General features: G+C 70.9%; 13 protein-coding genes. 3 read left to right on the top strand and 10 right to left on the bottom strand.

Annotation, left to right across the window (positions count from 1 at the left end; translation table 11 throughout):
* Positions 1–13: 13 nt before the first annotated feature.
* From lanM to Sm713_RS11375, 9 genes are all read right to left on the bottom strand, one after another.
* Positions 14–2,872 carry a type 2 lanthipeptide synthetase LanM gene (lanM, locus tag Sm713_RS11415; protein WP_212909508.1) on the bottom strand — a complete coding sequence of 953 codons (2,859 nt, stop codon included), beginning with the start codon at positions 2,870–2,872 and terminating at the stop codon, positions 14–16.
* Positions 2,869–5,055 (bottom strand): peptidase domain-containing ABC transporter, encoded by a 2,187-nt coding sequence (locus tag Sm713_RS11410; protein WP_249416231.1) that lies wholly within the window; start codon positions 5,053–5,055, stop codon positions 2,869–2,871. Before Sm713_RS11410 ends, lanM begins: the two co-directional genes overlap by 4 nt.
* Positions 5,052–8,081, bottom strand: a complete 3,030-nt coding sequence (locus Sm713_RS11405; RefSeq protein ID WP_212909507.1) for a type 2 lanthipeptide synthetase LanM family protein — start codon at positions 8,079–8,081, stop codon at positions 5,052–5,054. Before Sm713_RS11405 ends, Sm713_RS11410 begins: the two co-directional genes overlap by 4 nt.
* Before the next feature lie 117 nt (positions 8,082–8,198).
* Positions 8,199–8,360, bottom strand: coding sequence for a class II lanthipeptide, LchA2/BrtA2 family (locus Sm713_RS11400; protein ID WP_212909506.1), 162 nt, complete (start codon positions 8,358–8,360; stop codon positions 8,199–8,201).
* A 29-nt stretch (positions 8,361–8,389) separates the two neighbouring features.
* Positions 8,390–8,554: a plantaricin C family lantibiotic gene (locus tag Sm713_RS11395; RefSeq protein WP_212909505.1), complete on the bottom strand. Its 165-nt coding sequence runs from the start codon at positions 8,552–8,554 to the stop codon at positions 8,390–8,392.
* A 255-nt stretch (positions 8,555–8,809) separates the two neighbouring features.
* Positions 8,810–9,577 (bottom strand): ABC transporter permease, encoded by a 768-nt coding sequence (locus Sm713_RS11390; protein WP_212909504.1) that lies wholly within the window; start codon positions 9,575–9,577, stop codon positions 8,810–8,812.
* A complete protein-coding gene (locus tag Sm713_RS11385) occupies positions 9,574–10,491 on the bottom strand; it encodes an ATP-binding cassette domain-containing protein (RefSeq protein ID WP_212909503.1) in 918 nt (305 codons plus the stop codon). The genes Sm713_RS11390 and Sm713_RS11385 overlap by 4 nt, the downstream gene beginning before the upstream one ends.
* Positions 10,492–10,800: 309 nt before the next feature.
* Positions 10,801–11,121 carry a transcriptional regulator gene (locus Sm713_RS11380; protein ID WP_212909502.1) on the bottom strand — a complete coding sequence of 107 codons (321 nt, stop codon included), beginning with the start codon at positions 11,119–11,121 and terminating at the stop codon, positions 10,801–10,803.
* Positions 11,102–11,578, bottom strand: a complete 477-nt coding sequence (locus Sm713_RS11375) for a hypothetical protein (RefSeq protein WP_212909501.1) — start codon at positions 11,576–11,578, stop codon at positions 11,102–11,104. Before Sm713_RS11375 ends, Sm713_RS11380 begins: the two co-directional genes overlap by 20 nt.
* A 443-nt stretch (positions 11,579–12,021) precedes the next feature.
* On the opposite strand from Sm713_RS11375, the gene Sm713_RS11370 reads away from it, so the two are divergent.
* From Sm713_RS11370 to Sm713_RS11360, 3 genes are all read left to right on the top strand, one after another.
* Positions 12,022–13,014 (top strand): LuxR C-terminal-related transcriptional regulator, encoded by a 993-nt coding sequence (locus tag Sm713_RS11370; RefSeq protein WP_212909500.1) that lies wholly within the window; start codon positions 12,022–12,024, stop codon positions 13,012–13,014.
* Positions 13,015–13,144: 130 nt separating this feature from the next.
* On the top strand, positions 13,145–14,116 hold the full coding sequence (locus Sm713_RS11365; RefSeq protein WP_212909499.1) for a cupin domain-containing protein: 972 nt from the start codon (positions 13,145–13,147) through the stop codon (positions 14,114–14,116).
* 253 nt (positions 14,117–14,369) lie between these two features.
* Complete coding sequence (locus tag Sm713_RS11360) at positions 14,370–14,771, top strand: helix-turn-helix domain-containing protein (RefSeq protein WP_212909498.1); 402 nt, start codon at positions 14,370–14,372, stop codon at positions 14,769–14,771.
* A 235-nt stretch (positions 14,772–15,006) separates the two neighbouring features.
* Here the strand turns inward: Sm713_RS11360 and Sm713_RS11355 are convergent, their stop codons facing one another.
* Positions 15,007–16,386 (bottom strand): NAD(P)/FAD-dependent oxidoreductase, encoded by a 1,380-nt coding sequence (locus tag Sm713_RS11355; RefSeq protein WP_212909497.1) that lies wholly within the window; start codon positions 16,384–16,386, stop codon positions 15,007–15,009.
* Between the last annotated feature and the right edge of the window lie 249 nt (positions 16,387–16,635).

The raw sequence follows: 16,635 nt of genomic DNA, 5'->3' as shown, positions 1-16,635 counted from the left end.
CCGTGGGGGGTCGTCATCGAGGGCCTCCGGGTACGGCGGCCTCGCTCGGTGCCTGCGGTACGTGCGGGTTCTGCGTGCCCGGAGCCGTCAGGGCGACCGGTATGAACGCGCTACCGGTGCCGTCGAGCGCCTCGCTCAGCAGGAGATCGGTGTGGCCGATGCCCGACCAGCCGAACATGTAGCCCAGCAGCGAGGTCCTTCCCGGGCAGCCGGTGTGGAAACCGCTGCCGCGGGCGGCCACCGACACCTTCCGCCGGTAGTCGGCCGCCCGTTCGAGCAGGGACCGGTCCGCCAGCAGGCGGCTCGTCGCGATCAGCGACTGGATCACCCCGCTCGCGCCGTGGCAGACCGACAGGTCCAAGGGGCCCTGCTCCGGCAGCCGCGTCGCCCGTTCCACCAGATCCGCCAGGCGGCCGTCCGTCAGCGTCTCCGGCCGGCCGGCCGCCGTCAGGACGTCCGCGGCGACCAGCACCAGCCCCGCGCTGCCGTTGCACCAGCCGGGAACCGGCGGCACCGTGCCCTCGGCCAGGCGTTCCGCCAGCCAGTCCGCGGCCCCGTCGACCAGAGCCTGATCGCCCAGGTGGCGTCCGATGCGGGACACGGCCCACCGCATCCCGAGGTCGCCGTGGGCCACGTCGAACCAGGCGCGGTCCCGTGCCGCCTTCGCGTGGTCGAGCACCCGGTGGCACAGGCCGGTGAGGCGGTCCTGGTCGACGAGTGCTCCGTGGCCGGCTTCGAGGCGCGCGAGCAGGGCCGTGACGAGCCCGGCGAGGCCGTTGGCGAGGTCGGTCTCCAGGGTGCCGGCCTCGATCCGCTCCTCGATGCGCTCCAGCAACCGCGCCACCCAGTCGCGGTCCTGCTCGAACGGCCGCGTGAGCAGCATCGAGGCCGCACCGGTGAACACGCTCTCCGGGGCGCGCAGCAGCGCCTCCCCGTACACCGGCAGCAGCGCGCTGAGGCCGCGGTCCGCGCTGAGGTACGCCTCCCGCAGGCCCGGGTCGCGGCGTGCCGCGTCCTGGAGGAAGGTGACGATGCCTCCGGTGTCGTGGAACGAGGCGTAGTTCCCCGGGACGATGGTGGGCACCCCGCGGTCCGGTCCCACTCCGCCGATCCAGCCGGCCTCCAGGCCCCGCTCGCCCTCGTGGGTCACCCGCGTGTCCTGGAGGATGCGGACCACGCGCGGCCACCAGGCGCCGCCGGCGTCGGCGTCGCCGTCGCCGTCGAAGACGGGTGCGAAGACGCTCTGGGCGGGCATCACGCCGGGTGTGGCCGCGGCGACCTCGCCGAAGCACTCCTCCAGCACGAAGCGGTGGTACACGTCGCTCTGCCCTGCGTTGAGCGCGAGGCCCGTCCGGGCGTAGTCCGCCGGGGACGACCTGTGCACGCCCGGGTGCCGGGTGCCGCCCGTGGACAGTTCGGTGGAGTCGGCCCGGGCCGTGAAGTAGGGCACGTTGCCGGTGTCCAGTGCGGCGCGCTCCGCCTCGCCGACGAAGCGGCAGGCCTCGGGCGACAGGTGCTGGGGGTACTGCTTCAGCAGGCCCAGGAAGCGGTTCGTCTCGGCGGTGTCGCGGAGGTACTTGGGCTGTGTCGTCGCGTCGAGGAAGCGCCCGTACACCATCGTCGAGCGGATCAGCACGCGCACCGGCAGGTCCGCGTACCGGTCGAGGACCCGCTCGATCGCCTCGCGCTGCCGCACGGCCCGGAGCGCGTCGGTGTACCCGGCGGTGATGTGGCGGAAGTACCGGACCGACGCCAGCTTCTCGTCGCCGAGCCGCGGCACGTTGTCCTTGTGCCGGTACACGATGGGTTCCCAGCGCAGCCGGATGGCGTCCGTGCCGGGGTCCTGGATCACGGTCTTCTTCAGCTTGCCGGACACCTGCTCGTTGCCGACGCCCACACCCGCCATGATCACGTCGATCGGCGAGTCGGGTCTGACGTGCGGGACGAGCATCGTGGACGCCACGGAGAGTTCCACGTGGTTGATGAGCCGCTTCTCCAGCGAGACGTTCCCCGCGCTCACGTCGGGGCGCAGCACCATCTCCGTGTCGATGACGCACGGGTGCTCGCCGCAGGCCAGCAGGTTCTCGTCGTGCAGGTCGGACGAACCGAGCGCGCTGAACAGCGCGCACAGCGCGCCGAACCGGTAGAAGTACCGCTCCGGCTGGTCCTTCTCGGTCATCGCCGACGGGGTGACGAACTGCTGCCACCCGTGGCCGCCGACGGTCAGCGACAGCGGTACGCACGCGTCGAGGGAGTGGATGAGATACGGCTGGGCCGCCGCGTAGAGGTCGCGCACGAACGTGTCGGTGACCAGCGTGCGCGGCTTGAAGACCAGCCGTCCGCCCCCGGCGAGGCGTACCCCGATCACGCGCCGGTTGTCGTTGTGGGGGTCGCCTCCGGTGGCGAACAGGCCCGCCGGCGACTCGTCCGCGCTGTCCAGCAGGCCGCACGCGACGAGCGCCGGACGGTCCTCGCGGTAGGCGGCGAAGAGCTCGTCGTAGGCGTCGAGGAAGTGGTCGAGGATCACCGTCAGGCGGCGGTCCAGCACCTCGTAGCGGGCGAGGAGGTCGCGTCCGCTGTCCGGGTCCGCCAGATGCCGGCGGAACTTCTGGAGCGCTTCGTCGCTCTCGCCGGACATGGGCAGCCCCAGCCGGCCCCGGAACTCGTGGAACTCGCCGATCAGCACGCGCAGGGAGTGCCCCTCCACGCTGAGCACGAGGTCTTCCCAGATCTGGTCGACCAGTGCCTCGGCGTGCTCGGCCGAGGCGACCCGGGAGATGGGGCCGAGCAGCCGCTCGGCCACCGCCCGGCGCGGGATCCGGTTCTCGTAGAACGGCAGGAACTCGGCCACCGCCACTTCGGGTTCGGTCATGCCCGCTCTCCTCCCACCAGCACGTCCCCCATCGGGTCCTCGCCGTACAGGTTCGCGTAGACGGCGCCCTCGCCCAGGAGTTCCTCGTGCGTGCCGACCTCGACGATCGAGCCGTTGTCGAGCACGTAGATCCGGTCGGCCGACTGGACGGTGGCCAGGCGGTGCGCGATCACGACCTGCGTGGCGCCGAGGTCCTCGATGATCTGCATGACGCGGCGTTCGTTGATGGTGTCGAGCGCCGCCGTGGCCTCGTCCATGACGAGGATCTGCGGATTTCCCAGCAGGGCCCGCACGATCGCGATGCGCTGCCGCTGCCCGCCCGAGAAGTTGGCCCCCATCTCGGAGACCAGGGTGTTGAACCCCATGGGCAGGTCGTTGATGAAGTCCAGGATGCCCACGCTGTCGCAGTACTCGCGGACGCGTTCCTCGGAGATGTCCTTGCCCAGCGTCAGGTTCTCCAGGATGGTGCGGTTGTGCATGTGCACTTCCTGGGGGATGTACCCGATGGTGCGGCGCAGGGAGCTCCTGTCGTACTCCCCCATGTCGTGGCCGCCGAAGTCGATCGTGCCGCTGGTGGCCTCGTAGAGCCCGCAGATGATCCGGCCGAGGGTGCTCTTGCCCGATCCCGAGGAGCCGACGAGGGCGACGCGCTCCCCCGGGCCGACGGACATGGTGACATTCCGGACCACGAGGTCGCTGTGCCTGGTGTACTGGAAGCTGACGTTCTTCAGGCTGATGGACGGGGAGTCGAGCCGGGTACGGCTGCCGCCCGGTGACTCCGGTTCCTCGTCGGAGATCTCCGAGAGCCGGGCCACGTACCGGGAGACCTCGTTGAACGAGGTGTACGTCTGGAACACCGAGCTCGCCAGGGCGAAGTAGGTCGCCGAGATCGCCTGCACCGACACGCCGGCCCCGAGCGAGATGCGGCCGTGGTTGACCAGGTAGAGGCTCAGCAGGAGCAGGACGAGCGGCCCGAACATCTGGGTGGTGCTCGTCAGGCCCGCGATGCGCCCCTGCTGGAGGCGCATGCGGGTCTTCATCGCCTTCAGCGAGTTGCTGTAGGTCTCGTTCCACCCGGCGAGGAACTCGTTGGCGTAGCCGCCCATCTTGATCGCGGGGATCGACACGATGGCGTCGAGCTGGGTGCCCTGGGCCTTGGTGAGGTACGCGATCTCGGAGTCGACGACCTCGGTCACCCGGACCCGGGTCTTCACCAGGTACAGGGCGTTGAGCAGGAAGATGCCGACCGCGGCCGAGCCCAGATGCCACTCGGTGACCAGCAGGTACACCGTGACGCAGATCAGCGTGCCCACGTCGAGCACGCCCTGCGCGACCCGGGAGGAGATCAGGTCCCGTACCGACGTGACGCTGTTGAGCCGGTACAGCAGCTCACCCGGTGGTCGCGTGGTGAAGAACCGGAACGGCAGGTTGAGGAGCCTGGCGAACGTCTGGCTCATCAGGTCCTTGCCGAGCACGGCGATCAGCGAGGACAGCAGGATGACCCTGACCAGGTGCAGGGCGAAGTACGCGACGGCCGCGCCGAGCACCGCGAACAGCAGGGTGGCGAGATCGCCGAACCCGTGCCAGTGGGCGTACTTGTCGACCGCCCAGCGGGTGAGCACGGGAATGCCGAGCACCGCCCCGTACCCGCTCAGGGACAGCAGTGCCACCAGCCCGATGCGCTTCTTGGTCTCCGACGTGAGCAGCAGGAACTTGCGCCACTCGGCGAACGGCTTGGCCCGGGTCTTCTCGAAGTCCTCGGCCGGCTCGGCGGACAGGGCGATGTGGCTGAAGCTCTTCTCCAGCTCGGCGCGGCTGACCCGGCGGCGTCCGACCGCGGGGTCCATGAGGACCGCGGACTGGCCGTCGAAGCTCTCCAGGACGACGAAATGGTAGTTCTCCCAGTAGAGGATCACCGGCGAGGTGAACTTCTCCAGGGCCGCGATGTTCCTGACGCGGTACGGCTTGACCCGCATGCCGCGCGATTCGAGGTACTTCGCCAGCTGGCTGGCCGACAGGCCGTCGCGCCCGGCCTCCATGACCTCGCGGGCGCTGGTCATCTCCTCCGCGCGCCCGTAGTAGCGCAGCACGGCGATGCACGAGCAGAGCCCGCACTCCGTCTGCGCGACCTGCGTGACGGTCGGCACCCGGCGCCCGGTGGACTTGCGGCGGGGCATCCTCATGGCCGGCCACCTCCGACGGTGAGCGTGACCGGGCAGACCCGCAGGTCCGGGTCGATCCGGTTGACCAGGTGCAGCGCCATGCCGGCACTGCCGACCATGAGGCTGTTGGTGTGCGCGTAGCGGCTGCGCGGGTCCGCCATCTTGTGGCGGAACACCTCCGGTTGGAGCCATCTGCGCTCCTGCTCGTCCACCTCCGCGTCGAGCGGTGTCCCGGCGGAGCCGGCGAGGGAACGCAGGGCGGCGTGGTTGCCGAGGTCGCCGTGGCACCACGTCAGGTTGCGTCCGAAGCCGAGGCGCAGGGTCTGCGCGATCGCCTGGTCCCGGGTGGCCGTGACGTCCTCGGCACCCGGCAGCTTCGCGTACGCGGACAGGCCCAGCGCGATGCCCGTCGCGCCGTGGCACCAGCCCGTCGAGAAGCTGGGCTCCCCGGTCAGCCGGGACAGCCAGTTCCGCTCCCCCGGGTCGAAGAACGCGTCGAGCCGCCTCACCAGCGAGGCCAGCACCTTCTCCACCAGCGGGCCCTGGTCGGCCGGCAGGTGCGGGCGTGCCTCGCTGAGGACGTGCAGGGCGCCACTGACACCGTGCGCGAACCCCGACTGGGCCAGCAGCGCCTGGGCGTTGGCGCCGCCCTGGTGGAGGGCCTCGGTGAGCAGGGTCGCCACCTCGGTGGCGGCGTCCCGCGCGTGCGGACCGCCGATCGCCCGCACGCAGCCCAGCACCCCCGCGAGGCCGCTGATGACGTCGAGCGGAAGCCGGTCGATCCGCTCGGAGCGGATCTGCTCCAGGACCAGCGGCACCGCTCCCTGGGCCGCGTGCACCCAGTCCTGCTCGCCGAGCAGGCGGCCCGTCACGGACAGGCCGAACAGGATGCCCGCCATGCCGGTGTACCCGCTGTAGCCGGCCTGCTGGAGGCTGCGGGCCTCGTAGCGTTCCGCGGCGAGGATGTCGGCGGTCGCCGAGAAGATCTGCCGGGACACCCGCAGGTAGCGCTCGTCGTCCAGGACCCGCCCGGCGGCGCCGAGCGTGAGGGCGAGCCCGGTGCGCCCGGTGTACAGGTCGTAGCCCAGCACGCCTGGGGGCCAGGGCCGGTCCGCCTCCGCGGACGCCAGCGGGCCGATCCAGGTGCGCGGCAGGTGGGCGAAGCGGTCGGGCAGGCAGGTCGCGACCAGGGCGTCGCAGATCTCGCGCGCGAGCGAGACGAGGCCCTGGCGCTCCCCGGGCGCGGCACGGCCGGCGGCGGGGGCGTCCGCGCCGTCCGCGGAGGGCAGGTGGTTGTCGGGGAACTGGGCGGTGAACGCCGAGCGGATCAGCCGCAGTTGCTGCGCGAGGTCCAGCTCGCTGAGGTGCGCGGCCTTGTCGAGGGTGAGGTCCAGGGGCGAGCCGGCGAGGTCCGCGCCGACCGGCACGCCGTCCCCGTCGCGCACGTCCCTGCCGGTGGCGCTGACCGTGAAGTAGGGCACGTCGCGCTCGGCGAGCTGGCGCAGCTCCGAGACGATCATGCGCAGGTCGGAGGTCTTGCTGGCGATGGCGATCCGCTTGAGCAGCGCGAGGTAGGTGGCCGGGTCGTCGAGCGCGCTCGGCCCGAACGTCATGCGCAGCGTCTGCGCGTACAGCGCGGTGGGGTTGTGGATGTAGCGGATCCGCACGCCCTCGGTGACCGTGCGCAGCAGGGCGGTCCACTCATCGCGCCGCGCGAGGACGGCGCGGTACACCCGGGTGAAGCCGTCCGCCATCTCCTGGCCGAGGCGGAGTATCTCCTCCTCGGTCCGCTCGCCCACCACGGTCTGCCGCCCGCTCGCCGCCTGCGACCTGAGGGACAGCTTCATCCGGTCGGTGTACGGCTCCTCGAAGCTCATCTGCTTGAACGGGGAGGTGCCGCGTCCCGGGCCGCCGAGGAATCCGAGGTCGACGTGGCCGGAGTGCCTCTCCTTGCCGGGCATCACCAGCGGCAGGATGCCGACGCCGTAGACCGAGTGGCTGATGACGGTGTAGGCGTTCGACTCGGCCTCCGGGACCGGGCCGACATGGATCCGCTCGGGATGCATGATCGTTTCCAGGTCCACCGGAACGGGGCCGCGCCGGGTCGGCACGATGTTCTCGAAGTGCATGTCGCGCGCGTTCAGCAGGAAGAGGACGGCGGCCAGTTCGCCGCTGTCGCGCATGAAGCGGTCGGAGACGTCGGAGACGTCCTCCGCCTCGATGAACTCGACGTATCCGTAGCCTTCGCGGGCGAGCACCTTCGCGGTCACCAGACGGGTGCCGATGGTGGCGTTGAGCTCGTCCGCGAGCGTCGCGAACGCCGCCTCGCAGGACACGTCCCTGGGCTTGTAGACCAGGCGCTTGCCGGAGGCGAAGGTGAGCACGCAGACGGCCCGCCCGTGGTGGTGGGTGTCGCCCTCGGGCGCACCGAACGAGGCGAGCCGGTCGGTCGGGGCGAGGCCGAAGGCGTCGTGGAGCGCCTGGCGGTCGGCCACCACCCTGGAGCAGAGTTCGACCACGCTGCCGACCGCGCCGGCGAGCACCACCGGGGTGAGGTCCCGCAGCACGGGGAAGCTGAGGCCGCTGGCGTCGGTGAACGAGGTGCGGACCGCCTCGTGCACGAAGAACCGGTAGCGCTCCTCGGACGTGTCGCCCTGGAGGAGTCCCTTCTCCCGGGCGTGGTTGACCGCCGCCACCTGCGGGCGGGTGTACATCTCGCGGACGCGCACCTCGGCCCTGCTGAGCAGTTCGACCAGCGCGTCGTCCGCGTCGGCGAACAGGTCCGGGAAGGCGGCCAGCGGGTCGCCGTCCGCGACACCCGCCGCCACCGTCCGGACCACGTGCTGGAACGGGTACTCCTCCGGTGCCGCCAGCCAGTCCTTGACGACGGCGGGCCGGAGCGGTGCCGGAGCGGGATCCGGGCCGGGCCGCTCGGGTCTCTGGCTGACGACGGCGAGAACCTCGTCGTCGAAGGGTGCGAGCGGCGTTACCGTCTCTTCGATCTCAGTGCTGTCGAACTCCGGATAGAAGTTTATTGCAGTTTTCATGCCTGTCCTTCTGCACGCGATGAAAAGTGACCCCCAAACGACGGGGCGGAATGGGATCCTTGGGGGTTTTCCGGATCCATTCCGCCCCGCCCGCTTTTACACCGACCTACAGAGAACTCAGCACTGGCTGGTGCACTTGGTGGTCGGGCAGAACGCGACGCTGGCCGCGACGGACACCGCGATGGAGACCGGCGTGGTGCCACCGCTGACGTCGGCCTCGCTCAGCTCGATGAGCTCGACCTCGTCGTACATTCCGAGGATGTCCTTCTCGTCCTGCATGATGGTTCCTTCCTTCGGGTTGAACAGGGTCAGTTACAGTTGGCTTCGCACTCGACGGTGAGCGTGCACCAGCCGCCGGTGTTGGACAGCGCGTCCGACAGGGAGAAGGTGTTCGTGGTGCAGGCGCCGTACGCCACACCCTCGAAGTCCTGCTCCTCGATCTCCTCAAGAAGCGAGAGGTCGCCCTCGTACATGGGATCTCCTCATGTGATGGATTCGGGCGCCGTTCTGCCGTTCGTCGCCGGCGCCTGTCGCCATCCTCGAAGGCCGACATTCGCCCCCCGCATCCCCGAGAAGGGGGCGCGCGCACCCCTCGCGCATACCGGCCGCACACGCGTCGCATCCGGAGCCTGCTCGGCGCCGGCTTCCGACCGCGCCCGCGTCAGCCGCGTCCACCGGGACCGCGGGCACGTCCTGCCAGGTCGAGCAGCCGTTCCGACCCCGCCCCGTCAGGCGTCCCGGCGCCGCACCGCCAGGTAGCCGGCGACCCCGGCGGCCGCGGTCCACACGGCGAGGACCGCCATCCCGCTCCACGCGTCGAGCACGTATCCGTCGGGCGCGTGCCGGTAGAGGACCATCCCGCCGGCCACGTCGGGCAGGAACTGCGCGACCTTCCCGACCCCGGGGATGTTGGTGAGGATCGTCGAGACCGTGAAGAAGAGCGGCACGAGGATGCCCATGGTCAGCGCGGTGGAGCGCAGCAGGGCTGCGAGCCCCATGGAGAACAGGCACAGCAGCGTCGTGTACAGCACGGCCCCGATCAGCGCGGGCAGCACGCCGTCGTCGGCGAGGGACACCCGCTCCGCGTCGCCCATGGTGGCCTGGGTGACGAAGAAGCTGGTGAGCACCGCGACGACCGAGACGACGAGCGCCGCGAGCCCGCCGGTGAGCATCTTCGCCGCGTAGAAGACCCCGCGCCGGGGCACCGCGGCCAGCGAGCCCCGGATCGTCCCCGAGGAGTACTCGCTGGTGACGATCATCACCCCGAAGATCACGAGCGCGATCAGCCCGAGGCGCAGCCCGCTGAACCCGGTGGAGATCGGGTCGAAGGACGACGGGGCCGGCTTGTGCGCGTACTGGTGCTGTACGACGGCTCCGGTGAGCACCGCGAGGGCGAGACTGGCGACGACGTAGAGCACGAGGCTCCACAGCATGGGGCGCAGGGTGCGCATCTTGGACCACTCGAAGGCGACGGCCCCGTTCACAGGACTGCTCATCGGGCCACCTCCTGCTGCGCGTGGTACTCGACGGCGTCCGCGGTGAACTTCATGAAGGCGTCCTCCAGAGAGGCTGTCCGGGTGGTGATCTCGTAGACGGGCACCCGGTTCTCGGCCGCCAGGGCGCCCACCGTCCTGGTGTCGGCGCCCACCGCCTCGATGGATCCGTCGGCTCCGCGGTCCACGTGGATCCCCTCGGCCGCCAGCAGGTCGCACATGCGCTCGGGCTCCGGGGTGCGGATGAGGACGTAGGAGCGGGAGTTGCCCGTGATGAAATCGTCGACGGAGGTGTCGGCGAGGAGCCGGCCGCGGCCGATCACGACCAGGTGCCCGGCCGTCAGCGCCATCTCGCTCATGAGATGGCTGGAGACCAGGACGGCACGGCCCTCGTCGGCCATGCGCTTCATCAGGTCGCGGATCCACTTCACGCCCTCCGGATCGAGGCCGTTCACCGGCTCGTCGAGCAGCAGCGCCTGCGGGTCGCCGAGCAGCGCGGCGGCGATGCCCAGGCGCTGCGCCATGCCGAGGGAGAGTCCCTTGGCCCGCTTGTTCGCCACGCTCGCGAGCCCGACGGTCTCCAGCAACTCGTCGACGCGCCGCATCGGCAGGCCGTTGCTGAGGGCCAGGCCCACCAGGTGTCCCCGCACGCTCCGCCCGCCGTGCACCGCACGGGCGTCCAGCAGCGCGCCCACGGTGGTCAGGGGGCGGGGCAGGTCCTCGTACCGCTTGCCGTTGATGAGGACCTCGCCCGAGGTGGGGCGGTCCAGGCCGATCATCGCGCGGATCGTCGTGGACTTCCCGGCGCCGTTGGGCCCGAGGAATCCGGTCACCCGCCCGGGTTCGACCCGGAAGGTGAGTCCGTCGACGGCGCGGGTCGTTCCGTACTCTTTCGTCAGCTCTCTTACGTCAATCATGCCTCTATGCCTCTGGTCGGTTACGTTGCGTGAACACCACAGGTCATGAACGTCACTGCTCGTGGAACACCACGGGACGGAGGAGGGGAGGGGGCGCCGGATCGCGCGCCCGTGCGGGATGGCAGGGCAGGGCCGAGCACGGCAGGGCACCGAAGTGCACTGCAATGGACAGCACTGCACTGCCTGCACTGCACTGCACTGCACTGCACTGCACTGCACTGGTCTGGACTGGACTGGACTGGACTGCGGCAGGGTGGACGTGTCCGCGAGCACCGACGGCTCACGCGCACACGGCACCGCTCGGAGGGGTCACACCTCCTCGGAGTGGCCCGCCCGCGCACCGCGCGCCGCGGCCGCGATCCGTTCCAGCGCGGAGGCGTGCCGCACGAACGCCCCCCGCCCCCACGGCGTGAGCCGTACGAGCGTGCGCCGGCCACCGGTGCCCGCCTGCTTGCGTACGTCGACGTACCCCTCGGCGGCGAGCGCCGACACCTGCTTGGACAGCGCCGAGTCACTCGTCCCGATCGAATCCCGGAGGAATCCGAACTCCGCCCACTCCGCGGGGGCCAGCAGGGCGACGATCGTCAGCCGCGCGGGCGCGTGCAGGAACTCATCGAAGTCGCTGTCCATCAGCTCCACCGCTCCTCCGACGCCGCACCCGTGCCTCCGCGGCCCGGCGGGCCGGGGGTGCCACCAGCAGGCAGGCCCCCACCACGACCACCCCCGCGATCAGGTGCGGCACAGGCACCCCACCCGCCCCGAACGCCGCCGCCAGGCCGCGGAAGGCCCCCACCACGACGAGCCCGCAGACGACCGCCACCAGCCAGGCCGCGGTCCCCGGCCTGCCCCGGACGGGCGCGCGGAACACGTAGGTGAACGCCATCAGCGCCAGCAGCACGACACCCGGGAACAGCACCGCGCCGCCCCAGGGATTGGGCAGGTCGTAGGAGGCGAAGGCGGCGAACAGCAGCACCGCCGCCAGCAGCAGGTAGAAGCGGGACAGGCCGTACTCCAGCTCGGCCATGCCGGACTGCTCCTGCCGCTTGCGGATGTCGTCGAGCGCGGCCAGCGCGTCATCGGGTTTCACGGTCCGTGCGCCAGGGAGGCTTCCCCCCTGCGCGTCGCCAGGCTCCATGGATCCCCTCACCCCTCCCGGAGAGTCCCGTACTTTCCTACTTGGAAAGTAGCACGTTCTTTCCCGACAGGAAAGTAGGTGGACGACCACACGGCCGAGGAGCGCCCGGCCGTCGACCACCCGGCCGAGGGCCGCCCGGCCGACGGCCAACCGGCCAACCGGCCGCGCGGCGCACCGCCGCAATAGCACACGAGGGCACCCGGCGGGGGCAGTTCGGGTGCCACACCCCCGCAGGAGACAGGAATGTGACAGCGGGAACGGGACGGGAGAGCCCAGAGGGGGTAGTGTGACGAATATATGAGCGACTTACGGGGGTGGTCCGCTCATGCATGCGATGCCGCCCCTATGAGGCTGCCCGGATACACGGGCACCGGATCGCTTCGGGGGAGGATCACGTGCCAGAGGTATCTCCGCTTGACCAGCAGACACTCAACGTCTATCGCGCAGTCCTGTTCCACAAGGAACACGATCCGCACAAGCTCGCCCGACTGGTCCGCAGCGACAGCGACGCGGTGAAGGCGGCCATCGCCCGGCTCACCGAGCTGTCACTGCTCGCCCCGTCCCGGGACACCCCCGGGGCGCTGCGCGCGGTGGACCCGTCGCTCGGCATGAAGGTCCTGTTCCAGCGGGAGCAGGACGAACTGGCCTGGCGCAAGCACCGCATCGAGCAGAACCGCGTGGCGCTCGCCGCCCTGGCCGCCGAGTACATGGCGGAGAGCAGGACGGGCTCCGCGGACGGCACCGAGCAACTCGACGGCATCGACGACATCCGCAACTGCCTGGAGTCCCTGACCGAGTCCTGCCAGCGGGAGTTGCTGGCCTTCCACACCGCGGGCGGGCCGGCCGAGAAGTCGATCGAGGCCACCCGGCCGCTGAACGAGCGGGCCCTGGCGCGGGCGGTACGGTCCCGTTCGATCTTCATCCACAGCATCACCCGGGACCGGGCCACCAGGGCGCACGCCCAGTGGATGGCCGCGCACGACTGCGAGATCCGTACCGCGCCCTCGCTGCCGATGCGGCTGCTGATCGCGGACACGACCGCGGCACTGGTCTCCGGACTGCCCGGCCAGAAGGCCACCTCCGCACTGCTCTTCCGCAGCAGACCGGTGGTGCTGGCCATGCGGGCGCTGTTCGACGCCTACTGGGATCATGCGAGCCCGTTCGACCAGGCCGCCTCCTCGCGCGAGGCGGAGCCCGGGGAACTCACGCCGCAGGAACGCAAGCTGCTCCAGCTGCTCGCCACCGGTCTCACCGACGACGCCGTGGCGCGGGCACTCGGCATCGGGGTGCGCACGGAACGGCGGATGGTCGCGGAGCTGATGGAGCGGCTACGCGCGTCAAGCCGTTTCGAGGCCGGCGTGCGGGCGTCACGCCGGCAGTGGATCTGACGAACGCGGCTGGTGCGCCGGCCTCCTGGCACGGTGGCGCTCCTCACGCAGGAGCGTCCGACCGTGCCGAGGACCGGAACAGGGGACACACCACCATCGGCTCGTGAGCCGATGAGACAACGGAGGAGCCATGGAAAAGACGCGAGAACTCTCGCACGCGGTCGACGACTTCGTCTCCACACTGCTGGCAGGCGACTTCCTCGCACGGACCTACCACCACGAACACCGCGTGTTTCCCGGTGCCGCGGAGAAGATCAGGGACCTCTTCGGCTGGGACGACCTGAACGAGATCCTCCAGACGCATCCGCTCAGATCCCCGCAGATGCGGTTGTCGCGGGACGGCAAGCAACTCCCCGAGGCCGCCTACATGGACGCGCGCGTGGCCCGCCGCGGACGCCAGCGCATCCGCATCGACCCGGTGCGGCTGCGGGCGGCGCTGGCCTCCGGGCACACCCTCGCGATGCGGTACGCGGACGAGATCCACCCCGGCCTCTCGGAGCTCTCCCTCGCCTTCGAGGGCAGGCTCCTCAGCGACTTCGAGTTCAACCTCTACGCGTCCTGGACGGCCACCGGCGGCTTCAACGCCCACTGGGACAACCACGACGTGTTCGCCATCCAGCTCCAGGGCAGGAAGCGGTGGCGCATCTTCGGGCGCAACGAGCACTCCATGCACCCCCGGGACTCGGCGATGGGCACGCCGCCCGCGGAGCCGGTCGCCGACCTGGTGCTCTCCCCCGGCGACGTGCTCTTCCTGCCGCGCGGCTTCTGGCACGACCCGGTGACGGAGGAGGGCCCCTCCCTGCACGTCACCGGCTCGATCCCCTGCACCACCGGCCTGGACCTGGCCCGGTGGGTGCTGGACCAGCTCCGCGAGGACGAGGCCATGTGCGCCGAACTGCTCCGCTTCGGGGGCCCGGAGGGCCCGCGGGAGGTGCTGAAGAAGCTCCGGGAGCGGATGGACGAGGCGTTCGACCAGGAGGACCTGATGCAGCGGTTCTTCGCCGCCCGGGACTCCGCGCAGTTCGGACGGTTCCAGCTCGGCCTGCCGGAGGTCGGCCCGGCACCCGCGGCCGGCGCGCCCAAGGCCGGCGCAAGGCGGTAGCGCCGCGCCACCCGGCCGTCCGGCGGCGCCCGGCGCCCGCCCCGGACGGCCGGGCACCTCGGCAGGTCCGCCGACGCTCCTCCGGTACCGTCCGGGCACGCGGCGCCGCGCAGGCAGCAGCCTGCCACTGCAGTTACCTGCCTCGGCCAGGGGCGGACACCGGTCGGCTGCTGGTGTTTCCTGTTGGCGCCGCGCCGGCCCGACCCGAGGGGCCGGTGCCCTCACGACCCACCCGTATGCGAGGGAGACTTCCATGCCCCGTCCCCCCGCCCTTCCCGCGGAGGAGAAGGTCACGCTCGTCCTGGCGATCCTCGCCGGCGAGATGACGGCCGCTCAGGCAGCACGCACGGCGGGCGTGTCCGACCAGGCCATCTGCAACTGGAAGCGGCGCTTCATCACCGCGGGACGCCTCGGCCTCGAATCCGCCCCCGACCACTCCAGCCACCGCGAGCAGCAGTTGCTGGCGGAGGTGGCGGAACTCAAGAGCGCGCTCGGGGAGTCGTACCTCCAGCTGAAGCGCCTCACGGAGATCGCGCGTGCGGCGTGCCCGCGGCCCGTCCGCGCCGCCCAGGAACAGCAGAACCTGCCGGACGCCGGCCGGCGCCGCCCCGCCCCGCGCGGTCCTCAGCCTTCCGGGACCGGTTCCTACGCCTGATTCTCCGCCCGCTCCCCCGCCCGTGGGGCGGCACGGCTCCGTGCCGGCACGGGCGCCCCGCGGCCCTGAGGAGGTGCGCGGACGGCCACCGCACGGCAGCCGGCGCCGGGTACGGGCGTTGGCCCGCACGCGGCGCCGGCAGGGGGAGGGCAGAACCCGCAAGAGCCCATGAAGCGCCCTCGGGCCCTCGGGCACTCGGGCACCCGGGAAGATGCGAGCTCGGGAAGGTGCGTGCTCAGGCCCCGACGGCCTCCGCACGCCCCGCCCCGGGCCCGGCCGCCTCGGGTCCGGCCGCCCCGGGCCGCTCGGCCGCGCCCTCGCCTCCCGCCGCGCTCGCGGCGGTCTGCTCGTCCCACTCCTGGAGGACGTCCTCCACGTCCTCGACGCCCATCGGGTCGAAGTTCACGACGTCCGCGATGGCGCCCACGCCGGAGATCATCGAGATGAACCCGACGCGGGAGCTCGACGTGACCATCTTCTGGATCTCCTGGGCGCGCTCCATGTACTCCTCGCGCAGCCGGGTCGGGTCCATGAAGAAGCGCACGTAGCCCAGGATGTCCTTGAACAGCTGGCGGTAGAGCTCATCGAACCTCTCCAGCGCGCGCTGCTCCTGCTCCGGGTCCTCCAGTGCCGCCCCGATCGCCCGCGCCGCGAGCCACGCGCCGGAGGTGCCGAGCCACACGCCGGACGAGAACAGGGGGTCGATGAACGCCGCGGCGTCGCCGACCGCGACCCAGCCCGGACCGTGGAACGTGTCGCTCACGTGGGACCAGTCCCGTGCCGTGCGCAGCTCGCCGACGGCCGCCGGGTCGATCATGGTCTTGGCCACGTGGCTGGCCTCAAGGCACTCGATGAAGACGTCCCGATGGCTGCGGCCCCCGCGGGTGGCTTCGGACAGCTTCTCCGCGGACAGCACGTAGCCGACGCTCAGCGTGGTCTCGGAGAGCGGGATGCCCCACACCCAGCCACCTCCCTGGATGGCCTCGACGAGGATGTCGTCCTTGTACTCGATGGGGTGGTACGAGTCGACGTAGCTCCACACCGCGACGTTGCGCAGGTCCTCCTGCCAGGTGGTCTGCGTCAGCTCGCGGGTCAGCAGGCGGTTCTGCCCGCTGGCGTCGACCACGAAGCGGCTGCTGACACGGTGCGACTCACCGCCGTGCTTGTACACCACGCCGGTCACCGCCCCGGCGTCGTCACGCAGGATCTCGGTGACCTGAGCCTCCTGGCGCGCTTCGGCGCCCAGCTTCTGCGCGTTGTCCAGCATCAGCTCGTCGAACTCGCCGCGCCTGACGTGCCAGGCGTGCGTGAAGTGGCTGCCCGTCGAGGAGAAGGCCGCGGAGAAGTCACTGCGCCACGGTTCCGGGTCCCTGCCCCACCGCAGGGAGATGCCGCTCTTGTGCTGGAAGCGCACGTCCAGCTCTTCTATGAGGCCCAGTTCCTCCATGAGCGGTGCCATGCCGGACACCATCGACTCTCCGATGTGGTAGCGGGGAAAGCGCTCCCGCTCCAGGATGAGCACCGAATGGCCGGCCTTGGCGAGCAGGGCCCCGATCGTGGAACCGGCCGGGCCGCCGCCCACCACGACGACATCGACGTTCTCGGTACGGGACATGTGCGAGTCCTCTCTGCTGACGAACGGACAGGGGTTTCACACATTGCCTTTCCGACTCGAACTCCGATGACGGCAACCCTGTCGACAGGGCCCGGATCGAGTCCCGGAGCAATGCGCCCGGACGAGCGGAGCCTTGAGGAAATCCGCCGGCGGAAACCGGAATGATTCCTTCTGGCTCGGCTCGTCGCCTCCATGCCGGGACACTAGGGATGCACCCCTGCCACCTGCAACGTTCAACTTTCGAGGAAA

This window comes from Streptomyces sp. TS71-3, assembly GCF_018327685.1.
Classification (GTDB): Bacteria; Actinomycetota; Actinomycetes; order Streptomycetales; family Streptomycetaceae; genus Streptomyces.
This window is presented reverse-complemented; position numbering and strand designations above follow the sequence as displayed.

Coding starts and splice junctions, on each gene's coding strand:
- Sm713_RS11355 (WP_212909497.1), bottom strand. CDS start 16,386: ATGTCCCGTACCGAGAACGTCGATGTCGTCGTGGTGGGCGGCGGCCCG.
- Sm713_RS11410 (WP_249416231.1), bottom strand. CDS start 5,055: ATGAGGATGCCCCGCCGCAAGTCCACCGGGCGCCGGGTGCCGACCGTC.
- Sm713_RS11385 (WP_212909503.1), bottom strand. CDS start 10,491: ATGATTGACGTAAGAGAGCTGACGAAAGAGTACGGAACGACCCGCGCC.
- Sm713_RS11390 (WP_212909504.1), bottom strand. CDS start 9,577: ATGAGCAGTCCTGTGAACGGGGCCGTCGCCTTCGAGTGGTCCAAGATG.
- Sm713_RS11365 (WP_212909499.1), top strand. CDS start 13,145: ATGGAAAAGACGCGAGAACTCTCGCACGCGGTCGACGACTTCGTCTCC.
- Sm713_RS11380 (WP_212909502.1), bottom strand. CDS start 11,121: ATGGACAGCGACTTCGATGAGTTCCTGCACGCGCCCGCGCGGCTGACG.
- Sm713_RS11405 (WP_212909507.1), bottom strand. CDS start 8,081: ATGAAAACTGCAATAAACTTCTATCCGGAGTTCGACAGCACTGAGATC.
- lanM (WP_212909508.1), bottom strand. CDS start 2,872: ATGACCGAACCCGAAGTGGCGGTGGCCGAGTTCCTGCCGTTCTACGAG.
- Sm713_RS11400 (WP_212909506.1), bottom strand. CDS start 8,360: ATGCAGGACGAGAAGGACATCCTCGGAATGTACGACGAGGTCGAGCTC.
- Sm713_RS11360 (WP_212909498.1), top strand. CDS start 14,370: ATGCCCCGTCCCCCCGCCCTTCCCGCGGAGGAGAAGGTCACGCTCGTC.
- Sm713_RS11395 (WP_212909505.1), bottom strand. CDS start 8,554: ATGTACGAGGGCGACCTCTCGCTTCTTGAGGAGATCGAGGAGCAGGAC.